The organism is Limosilactobacillus portuensis, from assembly GCF_014838735.1.
Classification (GTDB): Bacteria; Bacillota; Bacilli; order Lactobacillales; family Lactobacillaceae; genus Limosilactobacillus; species Limosilactobacillus portuensis.
The window spans coordinates 23,233-42,569 of sequence record NZ_JABUXQ010000005.1 but is presented as its reverse complement, the minus strand read 5'-3'; the positions used below and the strand labels follow the sequence as shown (position 1 = coordinate 42,569).

At 41.7% G+C, this 19,337-nt stretch carries 14 protein-coding genes, 2 pseudogenes and 1 riboswitch; of the genes and pseudogenes, 8 read left to right on the top strand and 8 right to left on the bottom strand.

From position 1 onward, the window contains the following. Nucleotides 1-194: 194 nt before the first annotated feature. Nucleotides 195-1,496: a histidine--tRNA ligase gene (gene hisS, locus HUK49_RS02485; protein ID WP_191912529.1), complete on the top strand. Its 1,302-nt coding sequence runs from the start codon at nt 195-197 to the stop codon at nt 1,494-1,496. A gap of 100 nt (nt 1,497-1,596) precedes the next feature. Here hisS and HUK49_RS02480 read toward each other — a convergent pair whose 3' ends face one another. Together HUK49_RS02480 and HUK49_RS02475 are read right to left on the bottom strand one after the other, a co-directional pair. Continuing rightward, nucleotides 1,597-2,772 (bottom strand): MFS transporter, encoded by a 1,176-nt coding sequence (locus HUK49_RS02480; RefSeq protein WP_191912528.1) that lies wholly within the window; start codon nt 2,770-2,772, stop codon nt 1,597-1,599. A 355-nt stretch (nt 2,773-3,127) separates the two neighbouring features. Next, nucleotides 3,128-4,069 carry a LysR family transcriptional regulator gene (locus HUK49_RS02475; RefSeq protein WP_191912527.1) on the bottom strand — a complete coding sequence of 314 codons (942 nt, stop codon included), beginning with the start codon at nt 4,067-4,069 and terminating at the stop codon, nt 3,128-3,130. A 130-nt stretch (nt 4,070-4,199) separates the two neighbouring features. Between HUK49_RS02475 and metE the strand changes: the two are divergent. Beyond that, a pseudogene (metE, locus tag HUK49_RS02470) lies at nt 4,200-6,462 on the top strand (5-methyltetrahydropteroyltriglutamate--homocysteine S-methyltransferase). Continuing rightward, nucleotides 6,463-7,308, top strand: a complete 846-nt coding sequence (gene metF / locus HUK49_RS02465; RefSeq protein ID WP_191912526.1) for a methylenetetrahydrofolate reductase [NAD(P)H] — start codon at nt 6,463-6,465, stop codon at nt 7,306-7,308. It abuts the pseudogene before it with no gap. 75 nt (nt 7,309-7,383) lie between these two features. Here metF and nhaC read toward each other — a convergent pair whose 3' ends face one another. Then, complete coding sequence (gene nhaC / locus HUK49_RS02460; protein WP_191912525.1) at nt 7,384-8,751, bottom strand: Na+/H+ antiporter NhaC; 1,368 nt, start codon at nt 8,749-8,751, stop codon at nt 7,384-7,386. A gap of 400 nt (nt 8,752-9,151) precedes the next feature. Next, nucleotides 9,152-10,477 (bottom strand): nucleobase:cation symporter-2 family protein, encoded by a 1,326-nt coding sequence (locus tag HUK49_RS02455; RefSeq protein WP_328797252.1) that lies wholly within the window; start codon nt 10,475-10,477, stop codon nt 9,152-9,154. 55 nt (nt 10,478-10,532) lie between these two features. Further along, nucleotides 10,533-10,631: riboswitch (purine riboswitch) on the bottom strand. Nucleotides 10,632-10,713: 82 nt separating this feature from the next. On the opposite strand from HUK49_RS02455, the gene HUK49_RS02450 reads away from it, so the two are divergent. After that, nucleotides 10,714-12,144, top strand: a complete 1,431-nt coding sequence (locus tag HUK49_RS02450; protein ID WP_191912524.1) for a C69 family dipeptidase — start codon at nt 10,714-10,716, stop codon at nt 12,142-12,144. A 474-nt stretch (nt 12,145-12,618) separates the two neighbouring features. Here the strand turns inward: HUK49_RS02450 and HUK49_RS02445 are convergent, their stop codons facing one another. Then, the gene (locus tag HUK49_RS02445; protein WP_191912523.1) at nt 12,619-13,536 is read right to left on the bottom strand and encodes a magnesium transporter CorA family protein; all 918 of its coding nucleotides are present in this window, start codon (nt 13,534-13,536) and stop codon (nt 12,619-12,621) included. Between the two features lie 144 nt (nt 13,537-13,680). Here HUK49_RS02445 and HUK49_RS02440 point away from each other — a divergent pair, with 144 nt between their 5' ends. Genes HUK49_RS02440 through trxA form a run of 4 tightly spaced genes read left to right on the top strand, consistent with a single transcriptional unit; the run spans nt 13,681 to nt 16,661 of the window. Next, on the top strand, nt 13,681-14,658 hold the full coding sequence (locus tag HUK49_RS02440; RefSeq protein ID WP_191912522.1) for a choloylglycine hydrolase family protein: 978 nt from the start codon (nt 13,681-13,683) through the stop codon (nt 14,656-14,658). After that, nucleotides 14,658-15,560, top strand: coding sequence for an RluA family pseudouridine synthase (locus tag HUK49_RS02435; protein ID WP_191912521.1), 903 nt, complete (start codon nt 14,658-14,660; stop codon nt 15,558-15,560). The genes HUK49_RS02440 and HUK49_RS02435 overlap by 1 nt, the downstream gene beginning before the upstream one ends. A 22-nt stretch (nt 15,561-15,582) precedes the next feature. Then, entirely contained in the window at nt 15,583-16,344 is a 762-nt protein-coding gene (locus HUK49_RS02430; RefSeq protein ID WP_191912520.1) for a DUF475 domain-containing protein, read from the top strand. Nucleotides 16,345-16,346: 2 nt separating this feature from the next. Then, complete coding sequence (trxA, locus tag HUK49_RS02425; RefSeq protein ID WP_191912519.1) at nt 16,347-16,661, top strand: thioredoxin; 315 nt, start codon at nt 16,347-16,349, stop codon at nt 16,659-16,661. A gap of 204 nt (nt 16,662-16,865) precedes the next feature. On the opposite strand, the pseudogene HUK49_RS02420 reads toward trxA, so the two are convergent. The 3 genes and pseudogenes from HUK49_RS02420 to HUK49_RS02410 form a co-directional block, all read right to left on the bottom strand. Continuing rightward, nucleotides 16,866-18,202 (bottom strand): annotated as a pseudogene (locus tag HUK49_RS02420) (MATE family efflux transporter). Between the two features lie 160 nt (nt 18,203-18,362). Further along, entirely contained in the window at nt 18,363-18,692 is a 330-nt protein-coding gene (locus tag HUK49_RS02415) for an ArsR/SmtB family transcription factor (protein ID WP_003716514.1), read from the bottom strand. A gap of 32 nt (nt 18,693-18,724) precedes the next feature. Beyond that, a complete protein-coding gene (locus HUK49_RS02410; RefSeq protein ID WP_191912518.1) occupies nt 18,725-19,300 on the bottom strand; it encodes a cadmium resistance transporter in 576 nt (191 codons plus the stop codon). Between the last annotated feature and the right edge of the window lie 37 nt (nt 19,301-19,337).

Here is a 19,337-nt window from a genome sequence, read left to right as displayed (position 1 = left end):
ACATTTTGCTTATGTGAATACTAAAAATATTTCGTGATGGGGAGCGTTATTACCCCGGCGGGTGGTTATACCATTTACCCGGTGGAACACTTTACCTTGATGGTAAGTGTGAATTAAGGTAGTATATAAAGGCTCTTCATAAGTCATTAGACTTACTGAGGAGCCTTTTTGTTTGAAAAGGTGGGTTCTATAATATGGCAAAAGCTAAAGTTAATTATCAACGGCCACGTGGTACTGTTGATATCTTGCCTGGTGAAAGTGAACTATGGCAAAAAGTTGAAAATATTGCACGGAATACATTCGCGGAATTTGGTTATTCAGAAATTCGAACACCGATGTTTGAAGACTATAACGTCTTTGCGCGGAATGTCGGTGACACCTCTGATATTGTTGAAAAGCAAATGTATGACTTTCACGATAAGGGTGATCGTCACATTGCTTTACGACCAGAAGGAACTGCTGGAGTTGTTCGGGCTTATGTACAGAACAAGTTATTTGGCCCTGAATATGCTAAGCCATATAAGGTTTATTACATGGGGCCAATGTTCCGTTATGAACGACCAGAGTCAGGACGCCAACGTCAATTTACCCAAATTGGTTGTGAAGCCTTAAATAGCGAGTCCCCACAAATTGATGCGGAAGTTATTCTTGAAGCATTAATGTTCTTTAAGCGGCTTGGAATTTCAGGGTTACGGGTTGCCATCAATACACTTGGTGATAAAGAAACCCGTGATAACTACCGCCAAGCTTTGATTGACTACTTAAAGCCACATTATGATGAACTTAGTGATGACTCTAAGGAACGTTTATATAAGAACCCATTACGTGTCCTTGATAGTAAGGATGAGACCGATAAAAAGATTGTTGCGAATGCCCCTTCAATTCTGGATTCATTGAGTGATTACTCTGCCAAGTACTTTGATTCAGTAAAGAGGATCCTTGATAAATTTAATGTTGACTATGTAGTTGATAATGAAATGGTTCGGGGATTGGATTATTATACTCACACCATTTTTGAAATTATGTCCAACTCGCCAGTATTTGGCGGTGGGTACACGACAATTTGTGGTGGTGGTCGCTACAATGGATTGATTTCGCAAATTGGTGGTCCCGATGAGGGCGGTATTGGTTATGGTATTGGGGTTGAACGATTACTTCTTCTATTGAGACAAGAAAATAAGAGTTTCGTTCCACAGCCGGGCCTGGATTTATTCTTTGCCACTGTTGGCGAGGAGGCAGATGAATTTGCCTTTGAATTAATGGAACCGCTTCGTAATATGGGAATCAAAGTCGATAAGGATTATCAAGGCCTGAAAGTTGGTACTCAAATTAAGGAAGCAAGCCGGCGAAACAGTAAGTACTTTGCTGTTATTGGTGACAATGAGGTTTCGTCAAAGGAGCTCGAGTTAAATCTCACTGAAGCGGACAGCAGTGAGGAAGGACAGAAAGTATCTATTGATGAACTCTTGAGTGATCCAGAAAAATATTTGAAGTAATGTTAAATTACTACACAATAGCAATGAAATAAACGGACAATAAGAAGAGCAATGATCAAGACGGACACTTGGTCATTGCTCTTCTTATATATTAATAGGGTTATTTAAATTTGAGGTAGAGATGATTAGTAATCACAATTGGTATAAAGGTAACTAACATTAATAGAAAAGCAGTAATAAATAGGACGTTATATGAATAGGCCTCAATGATGATTCCCCCAAGAAGGGGACCAATTGCCCGACCGATAGAAACGGTACTGCTAATGAGACTTTGATATTTGCCAGATTTACTAATCGACGTTATCTCAGAGATCCATGCTGGGATTCCTGGGATACTAAGCATATCGCCAATAGTTAAAACAATAAAATCAAGGGTGAAGCCCAGTAATGTATGAATAAATGGTAGAAAAAGGAAAGAAAAAGTGAAAAGAAGTAAACCAATATAAATTTGGACATGTAATTTAATGTAGGGAGCAAAATAACTAATGATTGGTTGACCTACGATAATAATTGCTCCATTCAAAGTCCAAAGCAGACTATATGCTACAAATGGAATCCCCAGATTGGTTATATGAACGGACATGATACTTTCCCAAAGTGCATACGCTAAGTAGATCATGATTAGATGAACGAAAATTGCATAGATAATAACTTCTCTAAGGGATCGGTGACTACTATTTTCCTGGGAATTTGTATTCTGCTTTTTCTTTATTTGTCTATGAAGAGGGACATTAAAGCAAAAGAGGACAGTTAATAGGAAGATAATGTAAAAACAGGAAGCAACAACAAATGTTAGCTTAGTACTGATCGGATATAAGATTCCTACCAGTAATGTTCCTAAAACAACCCCAACATTAAATGCGAGATATACCATGTTATAAACAAAACGGGCATCTTTACTTGGAATAAAGTTGCCATATGAATTAATAACGGAGGCACAGATCCCGTCTCCAAAACTAACAAAACAGATTAAAGTTGGGAAAGCAGGCCAATTATGACAAAAAATCATTAAAACAATTGCAACGGTAGCGATAATAGCGCCCCAAACGCTAGTAAAATACGCATTCCACCGATCAAATAAATAACCACCGATATAGTTTCCCACTATCATAGTGATGGACATGATGAAAAGAACAATTCCGGCAACGGTTAATGATTCTCCGAGGTGCTTATTGATAAAGACTGTTGTTAACGGCCAAAGAAATGCTGCACCTGTACTATTTAATAAACTTGCTAAAGCTAACCATTTTAGCTGAAGTGTCTTAGCTTTAGGCATAGAAAATTCCTCCTTATAAAGGAAGCGCTCACCTTTATTCTATTATAAAATGGGTTAGAGTGCGAGCCAGCAAAGGACTTGCGGAAAGCTAACAATTTTTCCCGACTGGATGCTGAAAGCATCTGGGAGGGAGGTTGTTAGCTCTAGCAAGTTCCTGGCGAAGGAGTGAACCAGAAAACTTGTTTTCGTTTGTGAACCCTCGCAAGGATGACTAGAACTTTATGAATATAAAGTTCAGTCAGCTACTGCGGAGAGAGGTCGTTATCTTGAGGGAGCTTAGGCTGAACGCGTTTTGGCGCTACCGCCGAGAAACATCATTTAAGCATAAAAGAGGCGTGGACCGTAATTAAACGGTTCACGCCTTGTCGTCATTCTCCCCAATAATCTTAAACCCGTAATCACGAATATGATTTTTAAGCAACTGAATAAATTTCAGACTTAACTGGCTTGGCACAGTATGCTGATGTTGAGCAGTCCCGATTGTTATGAGATCGTCAAGCTCCAAGGGAATAGCGACAATCTTGTCATCATTAAGCTTGCTGCTAATGATTCCTGAACTGATGGTGTAGCCATTTAACCCGACCATTAAGTTGAAAATGGTTGCCCGGTCACTAACCTTAATCTCCTTTTTATGACTCAAAGTTGACTGAATCTCCTCGGAAAAGTAAAAGGAATTATTTTCACCTTGCTCAAAAGAGAGGTAGGGAAGCTCGGTCAGATCATCAAGGCTGATTGAGTGTCGTTTTGCAAGTGGATTATAACGGCTTAAAAAGACGTGTGGCTTAGCAACAAAGAGTGGCGTGAATTTGAGGCCGTTTTCCGTTAACAATTTATTGATAATTCGCCGGTTAAAATTATTGATATAGAGTATACCTAACTCACTCTTAAAAGTTCGTAGATCATTAAAAATATTTTCGGTTTCCGTCTCACGGAGAGTGAACTTATAAGTTGGTGAATTGATTTCCTTGATTAATTCTACAAAGGCATTAACAACGAAAGCATAGTGTTGTGCGGAAACAGCGAAGGACTGGTGAAGCGCTTGCTGATGTTTGAAGCGGTCATCAAGTAGACGAACTTGGTCCAGAATTTGTTTGGCATAATTCATGAATTCGCGCCCATCAGCAGTTAAACGGGCTCCTGAGTTGCTTCTTTGAAAGATTGTGATTCCCATTTCTTTTTCTAAATCCTTGATCGCACTTGAGAGACTGGGTTGGGTAAGGTAAAGTCGTTTAGCCGCTTCGTTAATTGAGCCAGTTTCAATCACGGCTTCTAAATATTCTAATTGTTTAATTCTCATTGGTCTGATCCCTTTTTATTTGCATTATAGTCTTTGCCTATATCCAGTTCAAATATTTAACAGTTATTCAATAGCGAGAATCCATGGTAGATTATTAGACAAATAAAAAGGCGAAAGAGATGAACGAACGATGACAACAACTACGATTATTGGCTTCCCCCGGATAGGTGAGAAGCGTGAATTGAAATTTGCTACTGAAAAATACTTTAAGAATAAAATTAGTCAAGAAGAGCTACGGACAACGGCAAAGAAACTAAGGAAAAATAACTGGGAACTTCTTCAGCAGGCGGGAATTGATGCAATCCCGAGCAATGACTTTTCATATTACGACCAAACTTTGGACGCTGCTTTCCTCTTTAATTTAGTTCCCCAAAAAGTTCAGGATTTGCCGCTTTCGGAACTAGATAAGTATTTTGCCTTAGCACGAGGCTACCAGGGCAAAGAGGGAAATGTTTTAGCTTGGCCAATGAAGAAGTGGTTTAACACTAATTACCACTACCTCGTTCCGCAGCTTAATCAGGACACCCACTTTAAGCTAACTGGAAATAAAATTTTTGCTGAGTTTGAAGAAGCAAAAGGATTAGGGATCATTACCCGACCCGTATTAATTGGTCCTTTTACATTACTGAAGCTAAGTGAATATCAAAATGTGACTGCTCGTGACTTTATTAATGACGCTGTAACTGCCTATAAAGCAGTTTTTGATCGACTTGCAGACAGTGGGGCGCAATGGATTCAACTTGATGAGCCGGCCCTCGTTAAGGATTTAACTGCTGAAGATCGTCAATTATTTAATGAACTCTACCAGCCACTATTGAACGCTAAAGGGAAATTAAAGGTTCTCCTGCAGACTTACTTTGGTGACGTTCGGGATATTTATGACGACTTGATCGAATTACCGTTTGACGGCCTTGGCCTTGACTTTGTTGAAGGAAAGCAGACACTTCAATTAGTTAGTCATCATTTTCCAGAAGATAAGACCCTTTTTGCAGGAATCATCAACGGAAAAAATATTTGGCGGAACCATTATGATAAGAGTTTGACGCAACTCAAGAAAGCTGGAGTGAAAAATCTTATAGTTAGCACCTCTTGCTCGTTACTCCATGTGCCAATTACAGTTGAAAATGAAAACTTTGAGCCAGCTGTTAAAGAGCACTTTGCATTTGCTGTAGAAAAGTTAGCTGAGCTTAAAGAGCTTGCAGCAATCTACGAAGGTTCTGCTAAAGAAAAGCTCCGTGCTAATCAGAAATTATTTGCTAAGCAACGGGTTCAGGAAGACGCTGAATTACATAAGCAAATTGCAAACCTGAAGGATGAAGACTTTGTTCGTCAACCAGCTCGTCAGGTACGAGAAAAGATCCAGAAAGCAGAATTTCACCTACCACTTTTACCAACCACAACGATCGGCTCCTTCCCACAAACTAAGGAAGTTCGGCAGACTCGTCGTCAGTTCCGTCGCCATGAAATTGATCAACAACAATATGACGACTTTATTAAGGAGAAAATTGATGATTGGCTGAAGTGGCAAGAGAAGATTGGATTGGATGTCCTGGTACACGGGGAATTTGAACGGAACGATATGGTTGAATACTTCGGCCAGCACCTTTCGGGATATATCTTCTCCAAGAATGCATGGGTTCAATCATACGGGACCCGCTGTGTTAAGCCGCCAATTATTTGGGGGTGATGTTAAACGACAACAGCCAATTACCATTAAGTGGTCCAAGTACGCTCAAAGCCAAACCAAAAAGCTGGTTAAGGGGATGCTGACAGGACCGGTAACCATCCTGAACTGGTCATTCCCCCGTGAAGATATTAGCTTAAAGGAATCAACTCTTCAGTTAGCTTTGGCTATCCAAAAGGAAGTCCTTGACCTAGAAGCTAACGGGATTAAGATCATTCAGATTGATGAAGCGGCCTTGAGAGAAAAACTGCCGCTGAGGAAATCTGATTGGTATTCTGAATACTTGAACTGGGCCATTCCAGCTTTCCGCTTAGTCCATAGCAAGGTCAAACCAGAAACCCAGATTCATACCCATATGTGTTACAGCGAGTTTTCCAATATTGTTCCGGCAATTGATGCGATGGATGCCGACGTTATTTCCTTTGAAGCTTCACGTTCTAATTTGGAAATCTTGGATACACTGAAGAAACAACATTTTGAAACGGAAGTGGGACCTGGAGTTTATGATATTCACTCACCACGAATTCCATCCGTTGACGAGGTGAAGGCAACAATCAACCGGATCCTTGCTAAGATTGCTGCTCCAAAGGTCTGGATTAATCCAGACTGTGGTCTAAAAACCCGTGGTGTTGAGGAAACAAGGGCTAGTTTAGCCAATGTAATTGAAGCAACTCATGAAGTTCGTCGTCAGTTAGGAGAGGGTGATTAAATGACAACTTTATCGTATGAAGTTTTTCCGCCTAATTCGACGGTGGGGATCAATCATCTTAACCAGGTACTAACATCTTTGCGTGATCTTTCCCCGGATTTTATCAGTGTCACTTGTAACAGCAATACAAAACAGCTTGCTCATGAAACAGTTAGGGTAGCTGATTACGTTGAGAACGATTGTCAGGTACCAGCAATGGCCCATCTTCCTGCTTGGTATCTCAGCCGGGAAGACGTTGATCGGATCCTGGAGCAATTGCGAGTATGTCATGTCGATCGGGTACTGGTGTTGCGAGGCGATGAACGACCAAATTTGGAAAAGAAAACTGACTTTGCTCATGCTAGTGATTTGATTGCTTATATCAAACAAAACTATCCTGACTTCCAAATTACCGGAGCTTGCTACCCGGAGAAACATCCCGAGTCACTGAGTATGGTAGATGAAATTCAGCATTTAAAACTAAAGGTTGAAGCGGGATGTGACCAAATAATTACCCAGCTTTTCTTGGATAATCACAGTTATTATCGGTTCCGTGAATTGTGTGCTATTGGCGGAATTGATGTACCAATTATTGCGGGAATTATGCCAATCGTTAATGAACGACAAGCTAACCGAATTTTACAAACTAGCGCGGTGACAGTTCCAGAGAAATTTAAGGATATCCTGGCAAAATATCATAACCATCCCCAAGCACTGAAACAAGCTGGAATCACCTATGCAATTGATCAAATTGTAGATCTAGTGACCAATGACGTGTCCGGGATCCACCTTTACACGATGAACCACTCAGATACTGCCCGCCAGGTTAAGCAAAACATTGGCTCGCTTTTCCAAGTTTGTTGCTAAGGGGAAGCTGGAAATTAACGGTAATAGTAAGAGACCGGAAAAACATTTTGTCTTTCCGGTCTTTTCTTTTGTAATTTAATTTTTAGCGCGCTTCAAGCCAATCCCAGTAAATCCGCTAATAACGGAGAAGACTGGTGAGAAAAGACTGAAGAATGCAAATGGCAAGAAGTGGAGAACCGGTACGCCAAGAGTGGAAGCGGCAAACATCCCGGCAACTCCCCATGGAATCAGGTAGTTAATAACACTACCACCATCTTCAAGGACCCGACTAAGGGCTAATGGAGAGAGCTTCATATCCTTAAAGGCGGTCTTAAAAGCTCGTCCTGGAAGGATTACTGAAAGGTATTGTTCACCAACGAAGAGGTTCACCCCAATTCCAGAAAGAATTGTAGTCAGAATTAAGCTCCCTGGAGTCTTAAGGTGCTTAACAAGGGGATCCATTGCAGATTGGATAACGTTAAATTGCATTAAGATCCCCCCAAGAGAAAGGGTCACAATAATCAAGGAGACCGTTCCCATCATACTGGTAATTCCACCACGAGAAAGAAGGGCGTTAACTGAAGCATCATTAGTATGAGCAACGAATCCTTCACTAATCAAATTAGTTAATGATTTAAGGGATGTATGTGGATCCTGAACAAAAATCATGATTACGGTCACAATGATGTTGATAAACAAGGTTGGAATAGCAGGAATGTGACGCCAAGCACAGATAAAGAGTAATGCGATTGGTAGCAAGGCCCACCAGCTAATACTGAAGTTGTTCATTAATGCTTGAGTAGTGTGAACGATCTTACTGGAGTTCATCCCGCTACCGCTTTGACCGATAATCCAGAAGAGGATAAATGAAACGATGAAAGATGGGATGGTGGACCACATCATGTTCTTAATGTGGGCAAATAAGTCACTACCGGCAATTGCGGAGGCCAGGTTGGTAGAATCAGATAGTGGCGACATCTTGTCACCAAAAACCGCACCAGAAATAATTGAACCAGCAACTAAAGCCGGGTTAATTCCCATTGCGTGACCAACAGCGAAAAGTGCTAACCCGATTGTTGAAATAGTTGTAAAGCCACTCCCGATTGAAACCCCAACTAGTGAGCAGACGAGGAAAGTAGAAGGAACGAACCACCGTGCGCTGATAATCTTAAAGCCGATTACCATAATTGATGGAATAATCCCAGCTTTAATCCAAACGGCAATTAATGCCCCAATCAGGATAAAGATAAAAATAGGAATGATTGCTGTACTAATTCCGTCTTGGATCCCCTTATGAAGGTCGTCCCAAGAAGCTCCCCGCAGTTTTGCCCAAAGCATAATTAAGGCGATGACGAAGAGGACTGGAATTTGTGGAGAGAGCCCAAACTTAATAACGGCTGTCCCTAAAATAACTAACATAATTAGTAGGATACTAACTGCTTCACTAAACTTAATTGACTTCATAATTCAAATCTCCCTTATAAAATTTATTTATTGGTTTTTATTTGAAATGAAGTTGATACCGGATAATGCCACCACAATTTTTCATTTTTTGCTCCTCCTTAATGAACTGCTTGCATAAAAAATCCCGCTGATGAAAAGATTCATCAACGGGACGATTTATTAACCGCGGTACCACCCACATACGTATTGATCTAATACGCTCTCGTATCAGGTGGTAACGGCACTGAGTATGGCCGAGCAATCTTAAACTCGCGATAATTCATTAACTCCGCCTGACCGGTTCGCACATCCCCACCGGCTCTCTGACACCGAACGAAGCAATTACTGAAACGATAATTGTTGAAATTATTCTAGCGTGACCAAATTAAATTGTCAATACTATTATTAAAATTTAATGAGATTAATCTTTAGCCGGTTTTTCCTTCCCGTAACCGTTGAAGAGTAGGTTAAGAACAACAGCAGCAACACTACCGACAACCACACCGTTTCCCATCATAATCTGAAATTCGGTTGGTAAAAATTGAAAAATGTGTGGATACATAGTGACACCTAACCCTAAACCAACAGAAACCGAGGCAACCAGGATATTTCCGTTATCGGTAAAGTCGACTTTATGTAAGATTTGAATTCCTTGGACCCCAACGATCCCGAACATAACAATCATGGCACCACCAAGAACCGGATCGGGAATAACGGTCGCAAGTGCACCGGCCTTGGGAAGCAATCCAAGAAGCAACAGCATAAAGGCGGCGTAGTACACTGGTCGACGGGTTTTAACCCCAGACATCCGAATAACACCAACGTTTTCGGAGAAGGTTGAGTAGGGGAAGGTGTTAAAGAGGCCACCAAGAATTGCGGCAATTCCTTCAGCACGGTAACCCCGCTTGATATCATCGCTTGTAAGCTTTTGTCCGGTAACTTCGCTTAGGGCAAAGAAAACCCCGGTAGACTCAATCATCGTTGTCAAAGAGACCAGGATCATTGTAATCATGGCGCTCCCGTTAAAGTGTGGGACACCAAAGAAAAATAGTTGCGGGGTGTGAAGCCAGGCAGCTTCAGAAACCGGCTTTAATGAAACCATCCCCATTGCGCCAGCAACAAAGGACCCGATTGAGATCCCTAGCAGGATGGCGATTGACTTTAAAAAGCCCTTTGCCCAGGCATTAAGAAGCAGGATTACCGCAATCGTGACGAAACCGATTAAGAGGCTTTTGGGATCACCAAATGAGTGAGCAGTTGGTGTTCCTCCACCAAGATCCTGGAAACCGACCGGAACCAGGGTAAAACCAATGATGGTGATTAACGAACCAGTAACAACGGGTGGAAAAAGTTTCTTTAGTCGGGAAAAGACTCCAGCAATCAGAAAAACAAAGATTCCGGCAGCAATGATTGCTCCGTACATATAAGTGATTCCCAGCTTACTCCCAATTGATTCCAGCGGGGTTACTGATTGAACAGCACAGCCCAGAACAACGGGAAGACCAATCCCGGTTAGCGGCGTCCGCTTTAATTGAAGGAGCGTTGCAATACCACACATGAAAATGTCGATTGAGACCAAGTAAGTCATCTGGATGGTTGAAAAGTGCAAGTAACTACCAATTAGCAACGGGACAAGGACATCTCCCGAATACATTGCTAATAAGTGTTGAAAACCAAGTACCAGATCTTTAGGCGAAAATAAAACTTTTCGTTGGTGAGTGTTATTTACTGAACCTGTTTCGTCCACGATTAATCCTCCAATAAAAAAAGAGACTGCTAACAACTGTCGCAGTCTCTACACATAAACTAGTATTATTGCTTATAGTCCAAAGTTTAAGGCTTTGGGTAGAGACTCACCGACCATATTACGGTATTATATAGGCATATAGTGTTGTTATCCTACCACGACTTGAAAAAGCAAGCAAGTCGATTAGGCTAAAAGTGTTATTATATTAGTAAACGCAACCGAAAGGACGGGACAAAATGAGCGTCAAGGAAATGAGCAGTTGTACTGCAATGTTAGTTGGTAAAAACGCGTCAATTGATGGTTCAACCATGATTGCACGGAATGAAGATTATTACGACGGTGTTAACCCAAAGACTTTCCAGGTATACCCTGCTAAGGACTATACTGGTGAACACTTTAAGTCAACCTACAATGGCTTGGAAGTTGACTTGGATGGTCAAGGTTGTCGTTTTACCGCCACAACAAATGGCGATATTAATAACGGCCGGTGGGATGAACAAGGGATTAATGAATATAATGTTGCGATGAGTGCATCCGAAACCGAAATGACTAATCCGCGAGTACTAGGTCACGACCCGCTTGTTGAGAAGGGTGTCGACGAAGACTCAATGGTTTACCTTGTTCTGCCGTTTATCAAGAGTGCCCGTGAAGGTGTCCAACGCCTTGGTCACTTAATCGAAACTTACGGGACCGGTGAAAGTAACGGAATTGCATTTAGTGATAACAATGAAGTTTGGTACTTTGAAACTGCTGGTGGTCACCAGTGGGTTGCTCAACGAATTCCGGATGATGCTTATGCAATTTGTCCTAACATTATGTGCATTGAAGAGGTTAACTTTGAAGACCCAGACAACTTTATGTTTGCCCCAACACTCCAACAATTTGTTCAAGATAATAATCTAAATCCATATCCTGGCAACTTTAACTTCCGCAAGATTTTCGGAACTAATGACGAAGCTGACCAATACTACAACACCCCACGTTCATGGTACGGTCAAAAACTATTTACCCCATCAGTTGAACAAGAACCAACCAGTTTGGATATTCCGTTCATCCAACGGGCAGAGAAGAAGCTGGCTGTTGAAGATGTTGAATACTTCTTGTCATCACACTACAATGGTACGCCATATGATCCAACCGGTTCATACGCTTCTGGTGATGAAAAAGATCAAAAGAAGTTCCGTTCAATTGCTTTAGACCGGAATCAAAGCTCATGCATTTTACAAATTCGGAATAATGTTCCGGCAGAATGTGCTGCAATTCAATGGATTAACTTCGGCTTCTTTGCATACAGTCCATATGTTCCATTCTTTACGAACATTAATGCAACACCGGCATCATACGATCACGCTGGCAACAAGGTTGACGACAGTGCATACTGGCTACAAAAGCAGCTTGAGGTAATCGTTGAACCCCGTTACCACGAATTTATTAACGAAGTAAATGCTTTCCGTGATGCTTCACAAAGCTATGCCGTTAAGCGAATTGATATGATTACCGCGATTGCCAAGACCAAACAGGGAGATGCCGTTACCGACTTCCTTACCAAGCGGAATGAAAAGACCGCTACCCACGCTATGGACGCTACCAAAGATCTCCTCAACAGCCTCATCCACCAATCCCTCCTAAACTCCAAGTTCCAGTTCGAGAGAGGGGATAATTATTAGGAGAGTGCCTTTGCCCCAAAGAGTTTTCGGAAAGCTAGCGATTTCTCCTGACGAAGGCGACTTGCGCCTAGGAAGGAGGTCGCTAGCTCTAGGAAACTCGGGCAAAGCACGTTTTGACTCTGTTGCCTAAGTTGTTAGCTCTAGCAAGTTCCTGGCGAGCAGATCTCTACTTTGTTGCCTAGAACGCTAGCTCTAACCACACAAAAAACAAAGCCTAAGTACACAGCCATTCAAGCTTATGTACTTAGGCTTTTCTAATGCCACCGAGCCAAAACGCGTTCGCAGGGAAGACCCTATAGATAACAACCATAGTGATAACGTGCTTCGTCCACGCTTCCTAGCTTCTACTTCAACTGAGTCAAAACGCGTTTGCAGGAAAGCCCCTATAGACAACAAACTCCCTCCCGGATGCTTTCAGCATCCAGTCGGGAGAAATTGTTGTCTTACGGGCCTTCTTAGCCTGCTCACGCTCTATTATTTCCACCAATCCTTTCTAATTAGGAAGACGGCGCAGAGGACCATTAGGAGGATCGCAATTACGATGGTAATGATCCAGGAATAGCTCTTGTTAGCTAGTGGTAGGGCAACGTTCTCACCATAAAAGCCGGCGACGATGGTGGGGATGGAAAGAAGAATTGAATAGATTGTTAGAAACTTCATCGTTTGGTTTAGGTCACTATCCAGGACCTTGCTGTAAGCGTTTGAAACTCGAGCGGAAACGTCAGAAGTCATCTGTGCCATTTCCAATCCTTGCTGGGCTTCAACAATGACATCATCAAGGTCATTCCTTTGCCGGGTCGACATGATCGGGTTCATTCGGTGTTCGAATTCTTCCAGTAGTGAAACATTTCCCTTTAATGAGGTAAGCATGTAGACCAACCCAGTTTCAATTTCCATAAATTCAGTAATGGCTTTTCGTCCGGTACGTCCTTGAAGCGAGCGCTGGATTTGTTGCCGCTTTTGGTCAACCCGGCGTAACGGACCAAAGTAATCGGTTGACAAGCGATACAGGACGGCAAGAACCAGATTTAATTTTTCAACGACGGTATCACGATTCTGTAAACGTTTGAGTTGGTTAGCGATAATTTCGTTAACAAAGTTAGTCTTGGCATTTGTAAATGTGATCAGATTGTTATTCGTTAACATAATACCGATCGGTGCGGTCTGTGGGGCAGTTACTTCGTGAGTTGGAACATAGACATCAAAGATCAGTAAAGTAACTCCAGCATCTGGATCGACTTCAACCCGGGCTTTTTCATAGGGGTCAATGGCATAGTCAAGTAGCTCCTTAGTAACCTCATACTTTTGGATAAGATCCTGTCGCTCATGGGGGAGTGGTTCAAACACACTGATCCACCAGCTATGAGCGTTGATTCTCTCCGTACTTAACATTGCCGTTCATCCCCCTTGCGTAAATCGCTTATAATCCTATTTAACTATTTTAGCAGAGAAAAGTAAAGCAGTCTGAGAACAAAATGATAACTATTTCCCGGGAAATCAGATAAACTTAAGATAAAAAATGGGAGGTAAACGATCATGTGTACCAGTATTTACCAGGTAACATTGGATCACACTCACTTGTTGGCGCGAACAATGGATTGGACGAACTTGGCAGTTTCGCCATTATTTGTTCCTCGGCAATTTAAGTGGGCTACCGCATTCGATCATCGGATTTATACAAATAAATATGCAATGGTTGGCGGAGGGAGTCTTTCTGCAACCCGGATCGATGTATCAGATGGGGTTAATGAGCATGGACTAATGGCGCAGAAGCTGACATTTGCTAATGGGGCACACTACGTAGATGAGCATAATCAGGGAAAAGTTCAGCTTGCAGCGTATGAATTTATCTTTTGGCTTCTCGGTAACTTTCGGACCGTTGCTGAAATTGAGGAGCATCTCGATGAAGTTGAATTAATGAGTGAAAAGAATAGTGATACCAAGTATGGTAATCCAGAACTTCATTTTGCGGTTGCTGATCGAACGGGAAGAATTGTTGTGATTGAGCCAACCCAGAACCCGTTAAGAGTAATTGAAAATCCCTTAGGCGTAGTAACTAACAGTCCTGATTTTGAAAAGCAGCTTCACCAAATGGAAAAGTATGTTGAGTTTACTCCTGAGTTTAACGAACATCGTGTTCCGCTTAATACACCGCGCGTAACGACTGGCCGTCTTTCAGGAAAGACCAATCCGCCAGGTTATTATTCGCCAAGTGCGAGGTTCGTTCGGGCAGCTTACTTAAGAGAACGATCTGATGTTCCACAAGATGAAAAGCATGGAGTGATCAGTGAGTGGCACCTCTTAGATAGCGTCACGGTGCCGCAAAATACTCGTCACCAGAACACCTATTCCGTGTACCGCGCAGTGACAGTCGCTGAGAGTCGCAGTTATTACTTTCAACCATACCACCGCGGCGATATTACAAAATTGCAACTAACTCCAGAAATGCTCAGTTGGGATAAACCCAAAGTTTACCACGTCCCTGACCAATTAACTGTTCGGGAGGTTAAGTAATGACTAACTATCAATGGCAAATCCGGGAACAGTTAACCGCTAATCAGTCAGTGATTTCCATTCGTGAACTGTTACAGCGACAATGGCTCCTTCCAAACCGCTTTGTTCACTATCTGCGTAGTCGTCGTCAAGTGTTGGTAAATGGCAAGTACCATCCAATGAATACGGAAGTTCACCCTGGAGATCAGGTAATGTTGCAATTTAGAGGTGATGAGTTCCGTCATCCGGGTAATAATCAGTACATTCCAACAAGCAATCCCAAGTTGGCTGTCCTGTATGAAAATCGTGATTTACTAGTTGCTAATAAACCACGGGGCCAAAAGAGCCACCCTAATGAAACGGGAGAAACTGGAACACTAATGAACGATGTTGCTGGATATTTACACCATCAAGCATACATGGTTCACCGAATTGATCTGCAAACTAGCGGAGCAGTAATTGTGGCGAAAAATCCAGTTGTGGTGCCAATCTTAGACCGATTAATTAGTCAAGGAAAGATTCATCGGGAGTATCTAGCATTAGTTGAAGGGCAAATCAAAGGTAGTGGTGAGTGGGACTGGCCAATTGGAAAGGACCCGAGTGATATTCGGAAAAGAAAGGTTAATGGCGAGCGTTCACAGCGGGCACAAACTTTTTATCAAACGGTTAAGAGTAACTCAAAGTACTCGCTGGTTGATTTGAAATTGGGAACGGGAAGAACGCATCAATTAAGAGTTCACCTTGAATATAGCGGTCATCCGATTGTGGGAGATCCGATTTATAATCCTTCCTCGTTAGCGAAAATGCACTTACACGGGTACAAACAACGGTTAGTGGTACCGTTTAGTAATCAAAAAATTACAATTACCGCTCCTCTTCCTGACTATTTTAGTCAAGATCTGGTAAAATACCATTTAGAATAGAGAATTTAAAGGAGGACATTGATTGTCACTTTTAGAAAAGCTTTATGGTCCATTCTTTGATGGTCATAATTGGGCAATGGTAATTACTTCGGGACAGGATTGGTTGATTATCCTTTCCTTAGTATTAATTGAGTGTTTGCTTTCGGTCGATAACGCGATTGTGTTGGCGGCCCAAACACGAGTCTTGCCAACGCTAAAGGAACAGGAAGAATCGCTTTTCTACGGAATTTGGGGTTCGTACATTTTCCGGTTTCTGGTTATTGGGTTAGGAACCTACTTGATCCACTTTTGGGAAATTAAGGTTCTTGGTTCTGTTTACCTAATGTACTTAGTGTACCGATTCTTTAGTGCCAAGTTTTCTCATAAGCAAAAGAAAGAGAAAAAGCCGTTAATTCATCGTTTAGGCGGAAAATTGACGGGAAGAAAACTATTTTGGTCGGTAGTTGCACAGATTGAAATGATGGATATTATTTTCTCAATTGACTCCGTATTAGCATCTTTGTCAATTTCAAATAATCCAGTAATCGTCTTAATCGGTGGTATTATTGGGATTGCATGTATGCGTGGTGTTGCCGAAGTTATTATGAAGTTAATGCGCAAGATTCCAGAACTGGAACCAATGGCGTATGTCTTAATTTTCATTATTGCAATTAAGCTCTTCTTAACCATTCCGGCAATCGACATCGAAATACCATCTGGCTACTTTGGGGCGTTTGTCCTCATTGTCTTTGTCGCTACGATGATCATTCACTATCTCCGTCAACCAAAACGAAAGGAAAAATAGCAATGGCAACAGTTGTGACTGACCAGACTTTTGCTGAGTTAACTAGCTCTGCTCCAGTAGTGGTGGTTGACTTCTGGGCTCCGTGGTGTGGGCCCTGCAAGATGATGGCTCCGGCATTGGAAAATCTTGAAAAAAAGTATGCCGGTAAAATTAAATTTTTGAAATTAAATGTTGATGATAATAAAAAAATGGCTGCCAAGTACAAAGTAATGAGCATCCCAACCCTAATCCTTTTTCGGGATGGCGTTGCTAAAGAAAAGGTAACGGGCTTCTACCCTGAGGCAAAGTTGGATCATTACTTTTCAAGGAAAATCTAAAAAGGGAGCGTGACAGAAGTCATTTATGACTTCGTTTTCACGCCCCCGCGAGCGCAAATAGGGTTCCAGAGTTCGGTTATACCGGACACTGGAACCCATTTGCGTACCGCGCCGTTCGTATTTGAACTTGGTAAAAGTACTTATGTCACAATCCCTTTTTTAGTTTTCTTTTATGACGAATCAATTAGGTTTCCAAAAGCTTTATTACTCAGTGCTCTTTCTATTAAAGTGTGGTTCATAGGCTTTGTAGAATATTAGCCCCAAAATCAAAGTTAGCACGTCTGAACATGCTTGAGCAGCTAAGATTCCCGTATAACCAAAGAAATGAGCCAGAATTACGATAGCTAGACCAAAGATTAACCCTTGAGACTGAATGATAGCCAAAACGCTGGAGCAGCCTTTCCCATTGACTGGAAAGCGGTGGTAAATACTAGGATTATCCCAGCTAAAGTAGTTGTTATAGATAACCAGCGAAGCATCAAGGCACCTTCTTTAACGATTACCGGATCATTCATAAAGATGCGAATTACTTCAGGAGCAAAAATAAGAAGGAGTATTGTTAAGACAATGTTAATTGTAGAAATAACAAATAAATCAAAATGGATAATTTCGTAAAAGCGTTTTTCGTTTCGGGCACCATAAGCATAACCAATTAATGGTTGGGCACCGAAAGCAAAGCCAACCATGATCATAATAATGATTGAATTAGCTTTCATCGCAATTCCCATCGCAGCAACGCTATTGGCGCCATAAGAAATTAGATAACGGTTAGTCATTGCGGTGGCAAAGGAGACCATGATGTTGGTAATCGATGCGGGAATCCCGATGGCATAGATCTGAATTTGATGATGCCAGCTGATTTTAGTCTCATGAATTGAAGTTGTCAGCTTTTTACTTTTCGTTCTGAGATAGTAAACCATAATGATGTCTGCAATTACACTTGAAGTGACCGTTGCCAGGGCTGATCCGGCAGCTCCTAATCCACAGGTAAAAATAAAGATCGGATTAAGGAAGATGTTAATGATCGTCCCCGCCATTGAGGCAATCATTGACTGGATCGCTAGGCCTTCTGTTCGGAGAATATTGGTTGGCGATAACCCGAAGATGATAAATGCCGCTCCCCAGGCGATTACCAGGTAATATTCACGGGCGTACTTCCAAGTATTAGCTGAAGCACCGAGCAGGTGAAGGATTGGATTTTGAAAAACTAATAGGATGATTGTAACAACAATTCCACAGGCGATTGAGTAATAGAAAGCGTAGCCGGAAACGTTTCTTGCAAGGTGGTCCTGATGCTCGCCGAAAAGCCGTGAAATTAATGAACTACCACCAAGACCGAAAATATCACCAATCGCAATCATCAAGGTGAAAATTGGAGCTCCCTGAGATACTCCAGCAACTAGATCAGGGTTACCAGTCTTAGAAACAAAGAAAGTATCAACCAGATTATAAATAAGCGTTACAGCCATGCTTAACACTACCGGTAGTGCAAGAGTAAAATAGGCCTTTTTAATCGAAGTACGCTCAAATAGGTTATTCACAAATAATCCTCCCGTTAAAAATTGTTTAAATTATTAAAGAGACCAAGAATGCTCTTAGCCTCTTATTATCTTAAAGGATATTGATATTGTAGTGCAAGGAGACTCGTCCGGGATTCCTTAGTACTTGGTGGCTAGTCCGTCTCGGTTTGCACTCTTCCCTCTAATACAAATTCTTTGGATGGGGTTCGCCTTTGATTTCGTGTTTAACGTGAGCAATCATGTCATCCGTTAATTCCATAATGTGAGGATCGTCAAGGATGTAGAAGACACGGGTGCCAGAGCGACGGGAACAAACCAGTTGATAACGCCGGAGGATTCCGAGTTGTTTAGAAACCACTGGCTGGGCAAGGCCAAGATCATTAACAATTGTTTTTACATCAACCTCATCAGTTTGATGACGGAGATAGTAGAGAATTTTGATTCTTGTGCTATTGCTTAATACTTTGTAAATCTTTGCCGCTTCGTTAATTAAGACATCTGGTTGTTCCACGGGTGAAGGCCTCCATCGCTTTTTGATGAATATTATACCAGACCGACCCACTGTGCCAAGTGACGGATCAGTCCGCTATCGAAGAAGACATATATTCCGACTCCAATGTAGATGATTTTCATTAACAGTTCGCTATATTTATCCATGAACCGGGCGACTGGTGATAATTTACCAATTTCCTTAATCAAAATTACAACGAGAATAGTGAGAATAAGAATGAAACTCAATGCCAAGCCAAAGTGACCGAGGGGAATTCCTGTTAGGATTGGTAAAAAGATCGAGAGATTACAACCAGAGCAAACTGCAAGGTATGTTATGAGAACAATCAAAATTGGTGATCGAGTGGTCGATTGGTGGTTGGAATCTTCATCGTTATCATGGAGTGCCATGTAAATTGGTAAGATTCCAAGGAAGCCGAGAAGCCATTCAGGAAGGAAAAGCGTAAGAACCTTACCAGCAGCAAAGCTAGCAGTGACCAGGAGTGCGACACCAATCACGTAACCGATGATAACGTCTCGCAATGGGTATTTATTGACCAGACAAAGCAAGATAAAGAAGAAGTCTAGATTGACAGCAATAAAGGTAACAAAAAGAAGCCAGTAATTCATGATTTAAACCTCCAATATTCCAAAAAACGATATATTT